Raw genomic sequence first — 16,526 nt, forward strand, 5'->3', positions numbered from 1 at the left:
CCCCTTGCGGCGCGTAGCGGCGCCTACAACTCGACCTCTCCGTCTTCACCCACCTCAGGCACAAACTCAGGCGCATCAGGGGACCGGCGGATAATGATATCGCCATTGGGCAGACGTTCGGGCAATTCGTACGAGGTCACATCGTCCATCAACTCGCCCATGCGGTTCAGGAACGGCAGCACTTCATCCTCAAAATACGGCCGCGCTTCCTCCAGCATCGGACGCATCTCTTCCATCAACCCCTCGAAGATCAGCCGAGTCCCTTCGCCCAACAGGCCAAGACCTTCGCTCAAGTCACTGTCATCTTGTGCGGCTGCGGGTGCTGCAATCGCGAGCGCGCCAGCCAAAATCCCTACGGAGACTGCGTGTTTCATAGGTTCAACATGGGGGCAGCCCCCCCTTCAGATCAAGTCGAGCGTTACGGGGAAATGATCGGACGCCGTCAGCAAAGCTTCGTGCAAATCCTTTCGCTCCCAACACTCAGGGTCATCAAAGGGGTGCCAAATCCGCCATTGATCCGCCCGAGGCCGCAAAGCGGGCGACACCATGATGTAATCCAACAGTGCCTGAAGATACCGGTTCTCATGACGTTTGAAGAACCGTGCCGTCGTGGGCGCGGCTGATAGTTTTGACTGCAACGCCTCGGCCGCGTGGGGGTCATACAGCCGCCGATCCGCGGGCTCTGCTGTTCCCAGCACAATCTCCAGCCCCGATCTTCCAAACAGCGCCTCATATTCATCCAGACCCGGCCCGTCGTTCAGGTCTCCGGCCACGATCAGCGTTTCGCGGGCATCCAGATGCGCCGCCACCCGACGGCGGAGCCAGATGCATTGGGCCAGTTGCTTGCGCCGGTTGGCAATCGCCAGCCGCATGACATCGGCGTTTGTCACCGCCCCGTGGGGGGCTTTGGATTTCACATGGGCGCCAATCAGGCGCAGCGGTCCCACAGGCGTTTCCAGCGCAGCCTCCAACGGCGGTTTCGAGAACCGCACGAGATCTTCGGTCGCGTCGATGTCCAGATCAATCGCGAATTCGCCATCAAACTGCGGTGCGCCCGTGGTCAGGGGATCATGGCGTGCGGAGATGACATCGGGATCATAAAGCAGCATCAATTCCTGCTGTGTCGTGTTTGGGAAGCCTACCAATACCTCTCTCGCGCGAAGCCCTGCGTGGGCCGCGAAGTTGCGCAACGCAATTGTCCCGTCGCGGCCCCGGCTGGTATCCGGGGCCTCCACCACCAAAATCGCATCGGCGTCGAGGGCTTGAAACACACGGCTCAAGGCGTCAATTTGGGCGGCCCGGGTGACGTTCCAACGCCCCGACCAATCGCCATCGCGTAGAAGGTTCCCGGCATCGTCAAACAGCTTGAAGAACCATTCAACGTTGTAGGTCGCAATGCGCATTTCAGGCCATTTCCCGGCGGCTATCCTGAATCTCTTCCCACGCTTGGTTAATCGCCTGCATCCGCCGTTCGGCCATCTTCACGGCTTCTTCCGGCACGCCCCGCGCAATCATCTGATCGGGGTGCATCTGGCGCACCTCGGCCCGGTAGATTGCGCGAATGTCATCAAGGGGGGCATCGGGCGACACGCCCAACACGCTATAGGGATCGGGCGCCATGTCTGGCACGTGCCGCGCGCGTAGGCGACGGAAGGCGATGTCGTCCATCCCGAAAATCTCGGCCACACGGGCAAGGAACGCGTCTTCTGCCGGATGGTAATCGCCATCGGCGGTGGCGATGTGGAACAGACCTTCCATCAGGTCACACAACACGCTGTCCGCGCCGCAGGGCTTGCCCTCGACCCGGAACATGCCTGCGATCCGGCTGGCGTAGTGCTCAAATCCCGCGACGTCTTCGCGCGCCATATTGAAGACCCGCGCCGCGGCGGGTTCATCGGCGGGGGGGATGTGGAACACGCGGCGAAAGGCGGTCACCTCATCGCGGGTCACCAGACCGTCGGCCTTGGCCATTTTGGCCGACAGCGCAATGACCGCAATCGTAAAGGCCACCGTCCGTTCAGGCGGGGTGCGCAAACGTCCAAAGACCTCCGACAGGCTTTCACCTTGGCGCAGCGCCTCCAGCGCCTCGGATATGCGGGTCCAGAGCGACATGGCGTCAGCTTACCCGCAGCGACCCAAAAGCGGCAGAGCAAAATCACGTGTTCACAAGGATTTCACACGGATTCGCCTGTCAAAGAAGCTTAACCATCAAGATGAGGTCCAGAAACCGACCAAACTTATGCCCCGCTTGCGGGATTTGTCCGACTTTCTCAAATCCCATCGCTTGGTGAAAACGAAGTCCGCCCGTGTTCTCGCCCGAAATTCCCGCGATAAGTGAGTGGTTTCCCGCCGCCCTAGCGTGGTCCTCAACCGTGGCCAAAAGCGCCCTACCCATGCCCCGCCCTCGAGCGGCTTGGGTCAGGTAAATCGCGTGTTCCTGCGTCAGGCGATAGCCGTCGCCGCCGCGAAACTGGCTATAGGTAGCAAAGCCCAAGGTATCGTCGCCATCACGGGCAATGAAAACCGGCTGGGTGGCGATCAAGTCAGCGATCTGCTGCGCCGTTTTTGGGGTGGAGGTGAACGTGATCGTGGTCTGAGAGATTACCTCATTCCACAGCGCCAAAACCGCCGCCGCGTCGCTGGCACGGGCCCGTTCAATCATAGGGTTACGTCGCCCGACGGCGTGCTCAACCGCGCCTCGATCCGAGCCGTTTCAGCGGCGAGGACGATGACGCGTGCGTCACGGAGGAGCGGGTCGAGCGCCGCCCGAAGGGCGGCCGCGTCGGGGGAATGCAGCCGCAATTCCTTCAGCCGCACGCCGCTATCTTGCAACAAGGGGGCCGGATGCACGTGCCCGTGCCATTGGATCAGCGCCGGAAACAGCCCCTCGAACGGCAGCTTCCCGTCCTTGGGCACCGCCATGGACCAGCGCAAATCCCCGCGTTGTAACCGCCATGGCACACCAACCCCTTCGGGTGCGGCGGCAATCGCGGCCTCGATATCGGGGCAGCGGCAGATCCAGTTCGTCACCCGCGTTTGGCCCTTGAAGTTATCAAGGTTGAACCACCGCGGCTGATCCGGCCCATCGGCGTCGGGATTGACGGCGATCACCTCAAAATATTCTTCCGGCCCAAAGGACAAAAGGCGGTTGTGGGTGCCCATGTCGGGATGTTCCCCACCGGGAAGCAGCGGTTGGCCAAGGCTGGCTTCCACGTCTTTGATGCCACGGGGCAAGGTCTCGGCAGAGACAGCGATATGATCGAAGGTCAGCATGGGCCTAGTCGTAACCGATGCGCCCCGCGTCGGAAAGCACCTAGCACTTGCGCCGTGCTTGGCGTTTGATGCCCCCATGATCCAGGACCTCAAAGCCACTGCGCGCGCCGCAGCCTTCGCCGCCCGCAAAGCCGCCCACGCCGAGGCCTCGGCCCTTGTTCCCTCGGCCACCAGGCATCTTCTGGCCGCCATCGGCCCGGCGGAGGGGCGCATTATCGCGGGCTATATGGCAATGCGGACCGAGCTTTCGCCGTTGCCCGCCATGGAGGCGCTGCACAAGGCCGGTGCGCGTATCTGCGTGCCGATCATCGAGGCCAACGGCCAGCCCCTGACGTTTCAGGAATGGACGCCCACAACTGCGATGATCCCCGGTCCTTTCGGGGCGTCCGTCCCGGCCAAGGGTGATTGGTTAACGCCCGATACGCTGATCGTGCCGCTGGTGGCCTTTGACGCGGGGCTTAACCGGTTGGGCTATGGCGGCGGCTTTTACGACCGCACGCTGGAACAGCTTCGCGCCGCCGCCCCCACGCGAGCCATTGGCTTTGCCTTCGCCGCGCAGGAACTGCCCGAAGTTCCGCAAGAACCCACCGATCAACCGCTTGATGCGTTGATTACCGAAAACGGCCCCCTTGCCGCCGCGGCCAAGCCCGCCTAAGCCCTTCGGATGCGTATTCTTTATCTTGGCGATGTCATGGGCCGCGCAGGACGTGCGGCGATCACTCAGCGTTTGGCGGGGCTTCGGGCTGACTGGAAGCTCGATTTCGTGGTGGTTAACGGCGAAAATGCGACCTCTGGCATGGGGCTGTCGGGCGCGCATGCAAAGACCCTGCTGGATGCCGGGGCCGATTGTCTGACTTTGGGCGATCATGCCTTTGACCAGAAAGACATGCTGCAATTCATCGAGCATGAGCCGCGTATTGTGCGCCCGCTGAACTTCTCCAAATCCGCCCCCGGCAAAGGGGCGCGGCTGTTTGATGTGAAGGGGCGTAAGGTTCTGGTGGCGCAGGCGCTGGGGCAGGTGTTCATGAAACGCCCCTTCGATGATCCGTTCTCAGCCCTTGAGAGCGCGTTAAGGACCCTTGGCGGGCAGGCGAAAGTGCGGATCATTGATATCCACGCCGAGGCGACCTCAGAGAAAATGGCGATCGGTCATTACTGCGATGGGCGTGCCAGCCTTGTGGTGGGCACCCATACCCATGTGCCCACGGGCGACGCGATGATCCTGCCCGGCGGCACCGGCTATATGACCGATGCGGGCATGTGCGGCGATTACAACTCGGTTATCGGGATGGAAAAGACCGAACCTCTGCGTCGCTTCATCACCGGAATGCCGAAGGATCGCTTTAGTCCGGCGACGGGCGAGGCGACACTTTCTGGCGTTTTGGTTGAAACCGACGACCAGACCGGCCACGCCAAGACAATTACCCCGATCCGAGAGGGCGGGCGCCTTCAATCGGCCACGCCTTAGGCCGGTGCAGGGGCTGCTGGCCCTAGGGATGGGGCAGTTGCGCGTCTTCCTTGTGCAGCCAAGCCGGAAAGGCGCGTAAACCCTTGCGAGCGCGGGACGCTTGGAGGATGCTTGATCCGCGCATCTTGCTGGAGAGATCATGCTGACCTTGCCTCTATCAGACACCGGAGAGGGGCTTTTGACCCTCGCGATCCTGCTGTTCATGTTCGCCATGTTCCTGTGGGAACGGTGGCCCACGGAAGTCGTCGCCATTGGCGGTTGCGCGGTTTTGCTGATCTTGGGGCTGCTGCCCTATGACAACGCGATTGACGTGCTGTCTAACCCCGCGCCTTGGACCATCGCGGCGATGTTCATTGTCATGGGGGCCTTGGTGCGCACCGGATCACTGGACCGGCTGACCAAGTTCGCCGAGGCCAATGCCAAGGCAAGGCCTGCCGTTGCGGTGGCCAGCTTGCTGGCGTTCGTGGCGGTGGGGTCGGCGTTTATGAACAATACGCCCATTGTCGTCATCATGATCCCGGTCTTCGTTCAGATCTCGAAGATCCTCGGGAAATCACCGTCCAAGTTTCTTATTCCACTGTCCTATGCGGCGATCATGGGGGGCACGCTGACGCTGATTGGCACCTCCACCAACCTGTTGGTGGATGGGGTGGCAAGGGCGCAGGGGTTGGCGCCGTTGACCATATTCGAGGTTACTCCCATCGGCTTGGTCGTTGTGGCATGGGGAATGATTTATCTGACGTTTATTGGGCGGTTTTTGCTGCCGGACAGGGCGTCGATGGCATCGTTGTTGGGGGGCAGAAGCTCCAGGCCGAAGTTTTTTACCGAGGTGGCGGTGCCACAGGGCTCGGCCCTGATCGGACAAGCGGTGCAAGAGGTGGACTTGTTCCGCCGCGACGGGGTGCGCCTGATCGACGTGCTGCGCGGCGATGCCTCTTTGCGGCGCGATATGAAGGCGGTGACCCTGGAAGAGGGCGACCGCGTCGTTCTGCGCACCGATATGGCGGAGGTACTGGGGTTGCAGGCCTCCAAGGAGCTGAAAACGGTCGATAAGCTGAGCCAGGTGGCGACGGCCACGGTCGAGGTGCTGATCACACCGGGGTGCAAAATGATCGGCCGGTCCCTTGGGAACCTGCGTTTGCGGCGGCGCTACGGGGTGTATCCATTGGCGGTGCATCGGCGGAACCAGAACATCGGCACGCAATTGGATGATCTGGTGGTCAGGATCGGGGATACGCTGCTGCTGGAGGGAGATCCGGCAGACATTCAGCGCTTGGCGGCGGATATGGATCTGGTCGATGTCACGCATCCCTCGGAGCGGGCTTACCGACGCGAGAAATCCCCCATAGCGATTGCCGCCATGGCGGGGATCGTGGTGTTGGCGGCGTTGAACGTGGCCCCGATCCTGGCGCTGGCTGTGGTGGCCGTGGCGGTTGTTTTGTTGACCGGCTGCATCGACGCGGAAGAGGCGTTCAGCTTCATCGAGGGCCGCTTGCTGGCGCTGATCTTCGCCATGCTCGCCGTGGGGGCCGCGTTGGATCATACGGGCGGGATCAACCTGATTGTGGGGGCGATGGCCCCGTGGTTGGAGGGCGCGCCCACATGGGTGCTGTTGTTCGCGGTCTACTACATCACAACTGTGCTGACAGAGCTGGTATCGAATAACGCGATTGCGGTGATCATGGCCCCGATCGCGATTGCCTTGGCACAAGCCACGGGCGTGGACCCGAGGCCCTTGGTGATTGCGGTGATGATCGCGGCGTCGGCCTGTTTTGCAACGCCGATTGGGTATCAGACGAATATGCTTGTCTACGGTCCGGGTGGATATGCGTTCAGCGATTTCCTGAAGGTTGGCGTACCGTTGAACCTGTCGTTGGGGGTGGTCGTCTGCCTGACGATCCCGTTGATCTGGCCCCTGTAGGAAGAGGCATTTCAAGACCGGAGCAGCTAAAGCTGCATTCGATTTTTAAGAAGGGGGCTAGCCCCCTTAGGCGCCTCCTGAAGGAGGCGCGACCCCCAGAGGTGTACTTGCCAAGATGAAGGGGGAGGCCGCGATTGGGGTGGTTGTCAGAGAGGCCAGACCAAAAGGATTGTGGGGATGGAGACGGCGACCACGATGATTTCCAGCGGGAGGCCCATGCGCCAATAGTCGCCGAAGCCATAGCCGCCGGGGCCAAGGATCAGCGTGTTGTTCTTATGGCCGATGGGCGTGAGGAAGGCGGCGGAGGCGGCGACAGCAACGGCCATCAGGAAAGGGTCGGGGGAGACACCAAGAGATTGAGCCATGGTGATGCCAACGGGGGCGGCGACGATGGCGGTGGCGGTGTTATTGAGAACATCGGACATGGTCATGGTGACGACCATCAAAACGGTGAGGATCGCCCAGGCGGGCATCCCTTGGGTGAGGCTGACGAGGGAATTGGCGATGAGCTCGGTGCCGCCAGAGCTATCGAGAGCCGCGCCGAGCGGGATCATGGAGCCCAGAAGCACCACGACGGGCCATTCGATGTGGTCGTAGATTTCGGACAGGGGCAGGATTTTCATCAGAACGTAGCCCACGGCCACGATGCCAAGGGCGATGGGCAGGTAGACGATCCCAAGGGACGCCGCGATGACGGCGGCCGCGAAGAGACCGATGGCGGCCCAGGTTTTGCTATCGTTGGTGACGGTGAGGCCTCGGTCCGCCAGCGTAAGGCCGCCGAGCCATTTGACCACGTCATCGGCACTGTCGGAGGGCGCGAGGAGCAGGAGGATATCGCCCGGTTGCACCACCGTTTTGCGCAGGCGTTTCGTGATCCGGGTGCCTTTGCGCGCGATGCCCATCAGCGTGGTGCGTTGGCGCCAAGCTAGCCCCACGCTTTCGGCGGTTTTGCCAGCGATACGGGCATCGTCAGGGACCACCATCTCGATGAAGCTGACCCCGTCGCCGATGGCATTGGCGGCAGCGTTCTCTGTCTCGGCGGTTTCGAGGTTCTGGCCGACGCGGAATTCGTCCAGCGCTTCGGGAGAGGCCTCTAGCACCAGCACGTCGCCGTGTTTGAGGGTCAGATTGCGCCCGGTGCCGAAGCGACGTTTGCCATCGCGCAGGATGCCGAGGATGGCCACGTCGGCCTCTTCCGCGGCGCCTTGGAGGTCGCGCAGGCGGGTGCCGTCCAGTTTGCTGTCTTCGGGCAGGCGTAGTTCGGCAATGTAGGGGGCGAGCGCTTCGAGTTGGTCGCCGCCCACGCCGCTGTCACGGTTGGGGATTAGGCGCCAGCCAATCAGCGCCACAAAGGCGAGGCCCGCGATGGCCGCGACACCGCCGACGGGGGCGAAATCGAACATGCGAAAAGGCGCGCCCAACTGGTCTTCACGGATTGTGGCGATGATGATGTTGGGCGGCGTGCCTATCAGTGTGACCATACCGCCAAGGATGGTGCAGAACGATAGCGGCATCAGCGACAGGCCCGGAGAGCGGCCTGATTTCCGGGCGGTCGCGATATCGACGGGCATCAACAGGGCAAGGGCCGCGACGTTGTTCATGAACGCCGACAACACGCCGCCGATCGCCCCCATGATCGTGATATGCGCCCCCAAGGAACGAGAGGCATCCACCAAGGTGCGGGTAATCAGAAACACCGCGCCCGAACGCACAAGGCCCGCCGAGACCACCAGCACCAGCGCCACCACGAGCGTCGCGGGGTGGCCGAAACCCGCGAAGGCATCTGAGGCGGGAACAACCCCCAACACGGTGCCGAGCATGAGGGCGGAGAAAGCCACCATATCATAGCGGAAACGTCCCCAAAGTAGCAGGGCGAAGACGGCTCCGAAGAGGGTGAAGAGGATGATTTGATCTGTGGTCATGGGGGAACATTAGCGGGGCTGCCACGCCGCGTCACGCGGATAGCGGGGCGGCTGGCGGCGGGGGCCATTGCACGGGGGGGCGCTCGTGCCGTATATGGGCCTCCGACAGGTTATTCATAAAGGCGGGAGCGACCCATGGCAGGCCACTCAAAATGGGCAAACATCCAACACCGGAAGGGGCGGCAGGACAAGCTGCGCGCGAAGGTGTTCTCGAAGATGTCCAAGGAAATCACCGTGGCAGCCAAGATGGGCGACCCGGACCCGGACAAGAACCCGCGTCTGCGTCTGGCGGTGAAAGAGGCGAAATCCGTCTCCGTCCCTAAGGACGTGATTGAACGGGCGATTTCCAAGGCGACCGGCGGCGATGCGGAGAACTATGACGAGATCCGCTATGAGGGCTATGGCCCCAACGGCGTCGCGGTGATCGTGGAAACGATGACCGACAACAAGAACCGCACCGCCTCCACCGTGCGCTCCACGTTCACCAAGAACGGCGGCAATCTGGGCGAAACCGGCAGCGTTGGTTTCATGTTCGACCGCAAAGGGCAGGTGACCTATCCGCTTTCTGTGGGCGACGCTGACACGATGATGATGGCTGCAATCGAAGCGGGCGCGGAAGACGTGGAAACCAATGAGGGCGACGGCGACGAAGACCTTGGGAACCACGTTGTGTGGTGTGCGGACACAGATTTGCACGAGGTGTCCAATGCGCTTGAGGCTGAATTGGGCGAGTCGGAATCCACTAAACTGGTATGGCGTCCCACGACGACCACAGAGCTTGGCCTTGAAGATGCGCAAAAGCTGATGAAGCTCATCGAGGCGCTGGAAGAAGATGACGATGTTCAGACCGTGACGGCGAACTTCGAAATCTCTGACGAGGTTATGGCGCAGCTTTCTGAATAGGCTTGATCCGCCGCGCCTTACGGCGCTTTGACATTGTGGCGCCGCCTGACGGCGGCGCCCACCGCGCAATCAATGGCACCTTCGGTGCCGATTGCGGTTGCCGCTGACGCGGCAGAGTGATCTGTTGGCAAGGCATGGAAACGCCTGTCCCCTCTCTTAAACCTGACACCCCAGAGCAGCGCCCCGGTTGGGGTGTTTTCTGGATGCTTGTGACCGGGCTTTGTTTTGTTGCGGTGACGGCGACGGTGAAGATGGTGGGCACGCAGGTGCCAGCGATCCAATCGGGTTTTTTACGTTATGCCTTGGGGTTGGTGTTCCTGATCCCGATGTTGCCCTCGGTCAAACGGGAAGATGTGGGCCGGGGCTTGATGGGAATATTCCTGGCGCGCGGGGTGGCCCATGCGCTGGCCGTGTCGCTTTGGTTCTTTGCCATGACGCGCATTCCGATCGCCGATGTGACGGCGCTGAACTACCTTAATCCGGTCTATGTGATCCTGCTGGCCGTGCTGTTTCTGGGAGAGCGCCTTGGCCCCTACCGCATCGCGGCGGTGGTCATCGCCTTTGTGGGCACCTTCGTTATCATCCGCCCCGGATTCCGAGAGATCGACCTGGGACATGTGACGATGCTGATCACGGCCGTCGCCATGGCGGCGAGCTATTTCCTCGCCAAGCTGGCATCCCAAAGGGTCAGTGCCGAAGTGGTAGTCTTTTATCTTTCGCTGGTGGTCCCGATCATCCTAGCGCCTTTGGCGTGGTATGTCTGGGTGCCCGTCACCTGGGGCGATGTGGGGTGGCTGTTCCTCTGCGCCTTCTTTGCCACCCTCGGCCACTACACGATGACATTGGCCTTCCGCGCCGCGCCTTTGGCGGTGACGCAGCCGGTGTCGTTCTTGCAATTGGTCTGGGCCACGGCTTTGGGCGTGTTTGTCTTTGGCGAACCCGCCGATATCTTCGTGATCGCGGGGGGCGGGATGATTATTGCGTCGGTAAGCTTCATCACATGGCGAGAGACCGCGTTGGCGCGTCGCCGCCGCAAGGAAGAAGCCTTAGCGGGCGACGCGGTAAGATAGGTGAAGCGTTTGGTTTAGGCAGAAGAGTCTTCGCCGCCGCCTTCCAGCCGCTCTTGAAACCGTTCAAAAAACTGATCGGCCATTTTGGTGGCAAAGCTGTTTACAAGGCGAGAGCCCAATTGCGCGATCTTGCCGCCGACTTTGGCTTCAACGTCATAGGTCAGTTCCGTGCCGCCTTCGGGGTGGTCGGCCAGATGAACCTTTGCGCCGCCCTTGGCAAAACCCGCGACGCCGCCTTTGCCTTCGCCCGTGATGGTATAGCTTTCGCCCGGCACGATATCGGAAAGAGTGACCCCGCCCTTAAATGTCGCTTTCACGGGGCCGACCTTTTGCTTCACGGTCGCCTCGAAACCTTCCTCCGGAGAGCCTGTCAGCTCTTCACAGCCGGGGATGCAAGCCTTCAAAACCTCAGCCTCATTCAGGGCCTCCCAAACTTGTTGGCGGTCGGCGGCGATGTGGCGGCTTGCGTGAAGTTCCATGGTTTTCTCCCTGTTTCGCTGTAGCTTACGGGCCGGGGGAGGATTGGCAATGGCCTACGCCCTTCGCTCGGCAAGAATTCATACCTGAATGCCAAAAAACTATTTCGGGCGTTATTGGGCAACCTCGTAAGGAAGGGTGCCGCGACGGTTTGGGTTTACGACCAAGCGCCTCTCTAACGGGGGAACGGCGCGTTGATGGCAGTTGGGACGCTCGCAAATGCGGCAGGAAATGCCGATGGGCTGAAAGGCCGTGTCGCGGTCCAGATCAAGGCCATCGGCATAGACCAGTGATCCCGCGTGGCGGACCTCGCAGCCCAAGGACACCGCATAGCGGCGCGTGGGGCGGCCCCATGCGCCGCCAGATTTTGACACGTCGCGGGCAAGGATCACGTAGCGTGCACCATCGGGAGTTTCCGCCAGTTGGCGCAGAAAGCGACCCGGTGCTTCAAAGGCTTGGTGCACGTTCCACAAGGGGCAAGCGCCGCCGAAACGGGCGAATTGCAGCCGCGTGGCGGAATGGCGTTTGGTGACGGTGCCGGCCTGATCGACACGGGCAAAGAAGAACGGAATGCCCTTGGCACCGGGACGTTGCAGGGTAGACAGACGGTGGGCGATTTGTTCGATCGACGCACCGAAGGTGATGGCCAGACGCTCCAGATCGTGACGGGTGTCTCGGGCGGCTTCGGCAAAACGGGTGTAGGGCATCAGCACCGCCCCGGCGAAGTAATTCGCCATGCCGATCCGGGCGATTTCGCGGGCGGTGTCGGACTGAAACCGGGCAAGATCCAGCGTCGCCTCGATCAACTGCTCCTGCCCTAGAAGGGCGTATTGGTGCAGCAGTTGAAAGCGCTGGGTCTCAGGGGCGGCATGGGGCGACAGGGTCAGTGTCTTGGTGCCTGGGTCATAGGCGCGGACGCCATCGCCTGCCGCAAAGCGAAGGGTCACGCCCATGTCGGCCAGAACCGATTGCGTATGGGCGGCAAGATCACCAGTGGCGCGGGTGGCGAACCGTTCAGCGGCGCGGTCCACAGCATCGATGTAATTATCGGTATAATGGAAGAAATCGCGCACCTCTTCCCAAGGAGAGGCGGTCGCGCTGCTTTGTTGGCCCAAAGCCTCGTCCAGCGACGCAAGGCGTTCCTGGGTTTGGCGATAGGCGCGGTGCAGCTCCAGAAACGCATGGGCCAGTGCCGGCGCGTTGGCCGAGACAAGTCGCAAGTCGGCCAGTTGCGGGACGGTTTCCGCGAACAGCGGATCGGCCAGAGCCTCTCGCATGTCAGAGACGATGCGATCCGCGTCCGAGGCTGAAAGCTCGGTCACGTCAACGCCGAAGTCCTGCGCCAAGCCCATCAGCACCGCCGTCGATAAAGGGCGGTTGTTGTTCTCCATCTGGTTAAGATAGGGCAGGGATATCCCCAACTTCGCCGCGAAATCCTTTTGAGTGAGCCCCAGTCCGGTGCGCAAACTGCGCAGCTTGGCGCCGACGTAAAGTTTTTGAGTGGCCATGCCTGTCCCCTTTGCAACCCTAGGTTAGCGGGTTTGCAAAGCCTGGGGCAAGCCTCAACCCTCGGCCACCTGCGCCTGCCTGCGGATCGTGTAGACGATGGAACCGACCGCCAGAAGCGATGTGATCAGCATGATGATAATCAGCGGATAGGCTCCGTCGCCTCCGGTTAACATGGTGCCTGCCAAGGCAGACATCGCGGCGCCCCCAAACAGCATAATCGCGCCCCCAAGGCCCGACGCGGTGCCCGCCAAATGGGGGCGAACCGACAACATGCCCGAGGTGGCATTGGGCAAAACCATGCCATTGCCAAAGCCCACAGTCGTCATGAAGCCGAAGAAAACGAAAGGCGATTGCAGGCCGACAAGAAACAGGACCAGCGACAGCGCCATGCCCACGGCGGTTACCGAAGTGCCCCATAAGATCATGGGGTTGATGCCGACGCTGGTGGAGTATCGGCCCGAGATGCCATTGCCAAAGAAGTAACCCACGGCGGGTGCGCCGAAGAAAATGCCAACCTGTGCGGGGGATAGGTGGAAGACCTCCGTCCCCACATAGGGCGCGCCCCCAAGGTATGAGAAAAAAGCCCCCGAGGCGAAGGCCGCTGTCAGGCAGTAGCCCCAGAAGCGGCGCGAGGTCAGAAGCTCGGGGTATTGGGCGATCTGCTCCCGCAGGCTGGATGTGCTGGCTTTTGCCGTTTCGCCCAAGTCCGCCCAAACAAGGGCCAAAATGCCCAAGCCAAGGGCCAAAAGCAGCCAGAAATTCGCCTGCCAGCCCATGGATTGTTCCAACGTGCCGCCGATGCCCGGCCCGACCATAGGCACCACGGCCATGCCCATGGTCACATAGCCGATCTTGGAGGCGGCTTCCGCCTCGTCATGCATGTCGCGCACCACCGCCCGGCCCAACACAAGGCCGGTCACGATGACGGCCTGCATCATGCGAAACAGCAAAAAAACCTCAATGCTGGATGCCAGAAGACAGCCGATGGTGGCGAAGATAAACAGGGCCGTTCCCCCCAAGATCACCGGCCTGCGTCCGAACCGGTCCGAGATCGGCCCAATGATGATCTGAAGCGCGGCGTTAACCAGAAGGTACAGCGACACAGAAAGCTGCATCAGCCGATAATCCGTGTCGAAGTAATCCGTCATCGCAGGTAGCGAGGGCAGGAATATGTTCATCGACAGGGCGCCAAGGCCGGTCATGATTATCAACGTGAAAATGTGCGGGGGCGTGGTGCGGTCTAGAAACCGCGCCGGTTGGTGCGTGCTCATGACACTGGCGTATTGCGGTTTTTTGCGAAGGTCCAGAGTGTGTGCAGATGTATACCGGGTTCGCAAATTTGCAAAATTCGTATCTTCGCGGCAAAGTAATTTGCAAATTTACTAGTTCTTGCTGGATGAAGGGACCTCATCCGCATAGTTTCCGCGCCAAGCCGAAGAGGGAGGCACCATGACCGATATTCTGGAACAGCTTAACGAGCGACGCGCCTTGGCGCGGGCCGGAGGCGGCGAAAAGCGGGTGGCTGCACAGCACGCCAAGGGCAAGCTGACGGCGCGTGAGCGGATCGAACTGCTGCTCGATGAGGGGTCTTTCGAAGAGTATGATATGTTCGTGGCGCACCGCACGACGGAATTTGGCATGGCCGCCAATCGCCCGCCCGGAGACGGTGTCATCACCGGTTGGGGGACTGTGAATGGGCGTCAGATTTACGTTTATAGTCAGGATTTCACCGTCCTTGGCGGCTCGGTCTCGGAAACCCACGGGCAGAAAATCTGCAAAATCATGGATATGGCGGTGCAAAACGGCGCGCCTGTGGTCGGCATCAACGACTCGGGCGGGGCGCGTATTCAGGAAGGCGTCGATGCCCTTGCCGCTTATGCCGAGATTTTCCGTCGCAACGTCGAAGCTTCTGGCGTGATCCCGCAGATTTCGCTGGTGATGGGGCCTTGCGCCGGCGGCGCGGTTTACTCCCCCGCGATGACCGACTTCATCTTTATGGTGAAGGACACGTCCTACATGTTCGTCACCGGCCCCGATGTGGTAAAAACCGTGACAAATGAGGTGGTTACCGCCGAGGAACTGGGCGGCGCGGCTACGCACACGAAGAAGTCCTCCGTCGCCGATGGCGCGTTTGAAAACGATGTGGAGGCGCTGAGCGAAGTGCGTCGCCTGATCGACTTCCTGCCCTTGTCGAACCGCGAAAAGCCTCCAGTGCGGCCGTTCTTTGATAGCCCCGACCGGATCGAAGAGAGCCTTGATACGCTGATCCCTGACAACCCCAACCAGCCCTACGACATGAAAGAGCTGATCGAAAAGCTGGCCGATGAAGGCGATTTCTACGAGATCCAAGAGGACTTCGCCGGCAACATTCTGACCGGTTTCATCCGGCTGGAAGGCCAGACCGTGGGTGTTGTGGCGAACCAACCGATGGTTCTGGCGGGAGTGCTGGATATCGACAGCTCTCGCAAGGCGGCGCGGTTCGTGCGGTTCTGCGATTGCTTCGAGATCCCGATCCTGACCCTTGTGGACGTGCCCGGCTTCCTGCCCGGCACGACGCAGGAATATGGCGGCGTCATCAAACATGGCGCAAAGCTGTTGTTCGCCTATGGCGAGGCGACGGTACCTTTGGTCACGGTCATTACCCGCAAAGCCTATGGTGGAGCTTATGATGTGATGGCCTCTAAGCATCTGAAAGCGGACGTGAATTACGCTTGGCCCACGGCCGAGATCGCCGTGATGGGTGCCAAGGGCGCGGTGGAAATTCTGCACCGTTCCGACCTCGGGGATGCCGACAAGATCGCGGCCCATACCGCCGAGTATGAAGACCGTTTTGCCAATCCGTTCGTCGCTGCTGAGCGGGGCTTCATTGACGAGGTCATTCAACCCCATTCCACCCGCCGCCGGGTCAGCCGCGCCTTCGCCTCTTTGCGGCGGAAGGAGCAGAAGATGCCGTGGAAAAAGCACGACAATATCCCTCTCTGATGGCGCGGCATGGATGGCATATTGACCGTGACGGCGAGACGTTAACCCTGTCTCGCCAGCGCACGGCCCGGTTTGATCTGGCCGAGGTGACGTTCCTTCCGGGCGATGATCTGGTGCGCTCGTTAATTGCGCATCAAATCCGGCAGGATATGTGGCGCAAGCTGCAACGCTTGCGCGGCTTTTGCCCGGCGGTGCGTGTCACGACGCAACCGGGCGGCGTCGCGGTTTTGGCAGGTGGCGCAGTGGCGGGGCCGGTTACGGACCGGGCACGCACGGCGATATCGGACCTGCTGCAAGACCCGGACCTCCGCGCCCGCTGGACCCGCAACGCCGCGAGGAAACGGTAATGTTGCGCAACATCCTTATCGTGCTGACCATCGCCGTGGCCGCCAGTGGGGCATATCTGTTCCTGCGTGGTCCGGCGGAAGCCGACATCTGCACCGCTGACGAGGTGTTGCAGGCCCCCTCGGGCAATGACCTGCGCCTGTGTGATGTGTTGTTCGAGGTGCAGCCCAACAATGATGCTTGGGTGGTGGTGCGTGTCACCGATCCATCCCTCGCGGGTGGTGCTGCCCGGGCCGATCATGGCGACCATGATTGGGCTTGTGAGACGTGGGGTCTTCCCGCCCTGGACAAAGAGCCTCGTCCCACGCGCATCATCGTGCAGATCATGGAGGCGCCGTTTCAACGCGGAGAGCCTGCACCGGGGATAACTCAATCCATCGAGGCGTATTCTGAAGAGAACGCCACCTGCATGTGGGAGCTTTTGTGATGTATCCCCAACATCTTGAGATGCGACGTTCATGCGAAAGCCGGGGTGATGCATTCGAGTCACAGCCCGATCTTCTTTGTGGAAAACCCTGTGGAGAAACCGTCACTCCATGTAACGTCCTTCCTAGCTGCACCAATGCAGCTGTACCTCGGATCGTGCCCGGGTCTACGGGCACATCGCCTTTTGGCCCGGTCACACCGCGAGGCAATAAGAAGAAGAAAACGGCTCA

The 16,526-nt window shown here is 61.2% G+C and carries 17 protein-coding genes; 8 read left to right on the plus strand and 9 right to left on the minus strand.

Going from position 1 to position 16,526, the window contains the following annotated elements; all coding sequences use genetic code 11:
* Window positions 1-23: 23 nt before the first annotated feature.
* The 5 genes from K3728_05240 to K3728_05260 all read right to left on the minus strand — a co-directional run bounded on the left by K3728_05240 (window position 24) and on the right by K3728_05260 (window position 3,273).
* Complete coding sequence (locus K3728_05240) at window positions 24-374, minus strand: AAA+ family ATPase (protein ID UWQ96638.1); 351 nt, start codon at window positions 372-374, stop codon at window positions 24-26.
* Window positions 375-401: 27 nt separating this feature from the next.
* Window positions 402-1,403 (minus strand): endonuclease/exonuclease/phosphatase family protein, encoded by a 1,002-nt coding sequence (locus K3728_05245; GenBank protein UWQ96639.1) that lies wholly within the window; start codon window positions 1,401-1,403, stop codon window positions 402-404.
* 1 nt (window position 1,404) lies between these two features.
* A complete protein-coding gene (locus K3728_05250; GenBank protein UWQ96640.1) occupies window positions 1,405-2,112 on the minus strand; it encodes a molecular chaperone DjiA in 708 nt (235 codons plus the stop codon).
* 79 nt (window positions 2,113-2,191) lie between these two features.
* Window positions 2,192-2,662: a GNAT family N-acetyltransferase gene (locus tag K3728_05255; protein ID UWQ96641.1), complete on the minus strand. Its 471-nt coding sequence runs from the start codon at window positions 2,660-2,662 to the stop codon at window positions 2,192-2,194.
* A complete protein-coding gene (locus tag K3728_05260) occupies window positions 2,659-3,273 on the minus strand; it encodes a VOC family protein (protein UWQ96642.1) in 615 nt (204 codons plus the stop codon). The genes K3728_05255 and K3728_05260 overlap by 4 nt, the downstream gene beginning before the upstream one ends.
* A gap of 76 nt (window positions 3,274-3,349) precedes the next feature.
* On the opposite strand from K3728_05260, the gene K3728_05265 reads away from it, so the two are divergent.
* The 3 genes from K3728_05265 (at window position 3,350) to K3728_05275 (ending at window position 6,662) form a co-directional block, all read left to right on the plus strand.
* Window positions 3,350-3,928, plus strand: coding sequence for a 5-formyltetrahydrofolate cyclo-ligase (locus K3728_05265; GenBank protein UWQ96643.1), 579 nt, complete (start codon window positions 3,350-3,352; stop codon window positions 3,926-3,928).
* 9 nt (window positions 3,929-3,937) lie between these two features.
* Complete coding sequence (locus K3728_05270) at window positions 3,938-4,741, plus strand: TIGR00282 family metallophosphoesterase (protein UWQ96644.1); 804 nt, start codon at window positions 3,938-3,940, stop codon at window positions 4,739-4,741.
* A 139-nt stretch (window positions 4,742-4,880) separates the two neighbouring features.
* Window positions 4,881-6,662 carry an SLC13 family permease gene (locus K3728_05275; protein UWQ96645.1) on the plus strand — a complete coding sequence of 594 codons (1,782 nt, stop codon included), beginning with the start codon at window positions 4,881-4,883 and terminating at the stop codon, window positions 6,660-6,662.
* Between the two features lie 146 nt (window positions 6,663-6,808).
* Here the strand turns inward: K3728_05275 and K3728_05280 are convergent, their stop codons facing one another.
* Window positions 6,809-8,584 carry an SLC13 family permease gene (locus K3728_05280; GenBank protein UWQ96646.1) on the minus strand — a complete coding sequence of 592 codons (1,776 nt, stop codon included), beginning with the start codon at window positions 8,582-8,584 and terminating at the stop codon, window positions 6,809-6,811.
* Between the two features lie 135 nt (window positions 8,585-8,719).
* Between K3728_05280 and K3728_05285 the strand changes: the two genes are divergently transcribed.
* Both K3728_05285 and K3728_05290 read left to right on the plus strand, forming a co-directional pair.
* Window positions 8,720-9,487 (plus strand): YebC/PmpR family DNA-binding transcriptional regulator, encoded by a 768-nt coding sequence (locus tag K3728_05285; protein UWQ96647.1) that lies wholly within the window; start codon window positions 8,720-8,722, stop codon window positions 9,485-9,487.
* A gap of 203 nt (window positions 9,488-9,690) precedes the next feature.
* Window positions 9,691-10,557: a DMT family transporter gene (locus K3728_05290; protein ID UWQ97456.1), complete on the plus strand. Its 867-nt coding sequence runs from the start codon at window positions 9,691-9,693 to the stop codon at window positions 10,555-10,557.
* A gap of 14 nt (window positions 10,558-10,571) precedes the next feature.
* Here the strand turns inward: K3728_05290 and K3728_05295 are convergent, their stop codons facing one another.
* From K3728_05295 to K3728_05305, 3 genes are all read right to left on the minus strand, one after another.
* Window positions 10,572-11,036, minus strand: a complete 465-nt coding sequence (locus K3728_05295; GenBank protein ID UWQ96648.1) for a carbon monoxide dehydrogenase subunit G — start codon at window positions 11,034-11,036, stop codon at window positions 10,572-10,574.
* A 111-nt stretch (window positions 11,037-11,147) separates the two neighbouring features.
* On the minus strand, window positions 11,148-12,542 hold the full coding sequence (locus tag K3728_05300) for a short-chain fatty acyl-CoA regulator family protein (GenBank protein UWQ96649.1): 1,395 nt from the start codon (window positions 12,540-12,542) through the stop codon (window positions 11,148-11,150).
* 54 nt (window positions 12,543-12,596) lie between these two features.
* Window positions 12,597-13,814: a multidrug effflux MFS transporter gene (locus K3728_05305; GenBank protein UWQ96650.1), complete on the minus strand. Its 1,218-nt coding sequence runs from the start codon at window positions 13,812-13,814 to the stop codon at window positions 12,597-12,599.
* A gap of 178 nt (window positions 13,815-13,992) precedes the next feature.
* On the opposite strand from K3728_05305, the gene K3728_05310 reads away from it, so the two are divergent.
* From K3728_05310 to K3728_05320, 3 genes are read left to right on the plus strand one after another with little or no spacing between them, the layout of a single operon-like run.
* Window positions 13,993-15,525: an acyl-CoA carboxylase subunit beta gene (locus K3728_05310; protein UWQ96651.1), complete on the plus strand. Its 1,533-nt coding sequence runs from the start codon at window positions 13,993-13,995 to the stop codon at window positions 15,523-15,525.
* Window positions 15,525-15,872, plus strand: coding sequence for a hypothetical protein (locus K3728_05315; protein UWQ96652.1), 348 nt, complete (start codon window positions 15,525-15,527; stop codon window positions 15,870-15,872). Before K3728_05310 ends, K3728_05315 begins: the two co-directional genes overlap by 1 nt.
* The gene (locus tag K3728_05320) at window positions 15,872-16,297 is read left to right on the plus strand and encodes a hypothetical protein (protein ID UWQ96653.1); all 426 of its coding nucleotides are present in this window, start codon (window positions 15,872-15,874) and stop codon (window positions 16,295-16,297) included. Before K3728_05315 ends, K3728_05320 begins: the two co-directional genes overlap by 1 nt.
* The last annotated feature ends 229 nt before the right edge of the window (window positions 16,298-16,526 follow it).

The organism is Rhodobacteraceae bacterium M385 (assembly GCA_025141835.1).
Classification (GTDB): Bacteria; Pseudomonadota; Alphaproteobacteria; order Rhodobacterales; family Rhodobacteraceae; genus Gymnodinialimonas.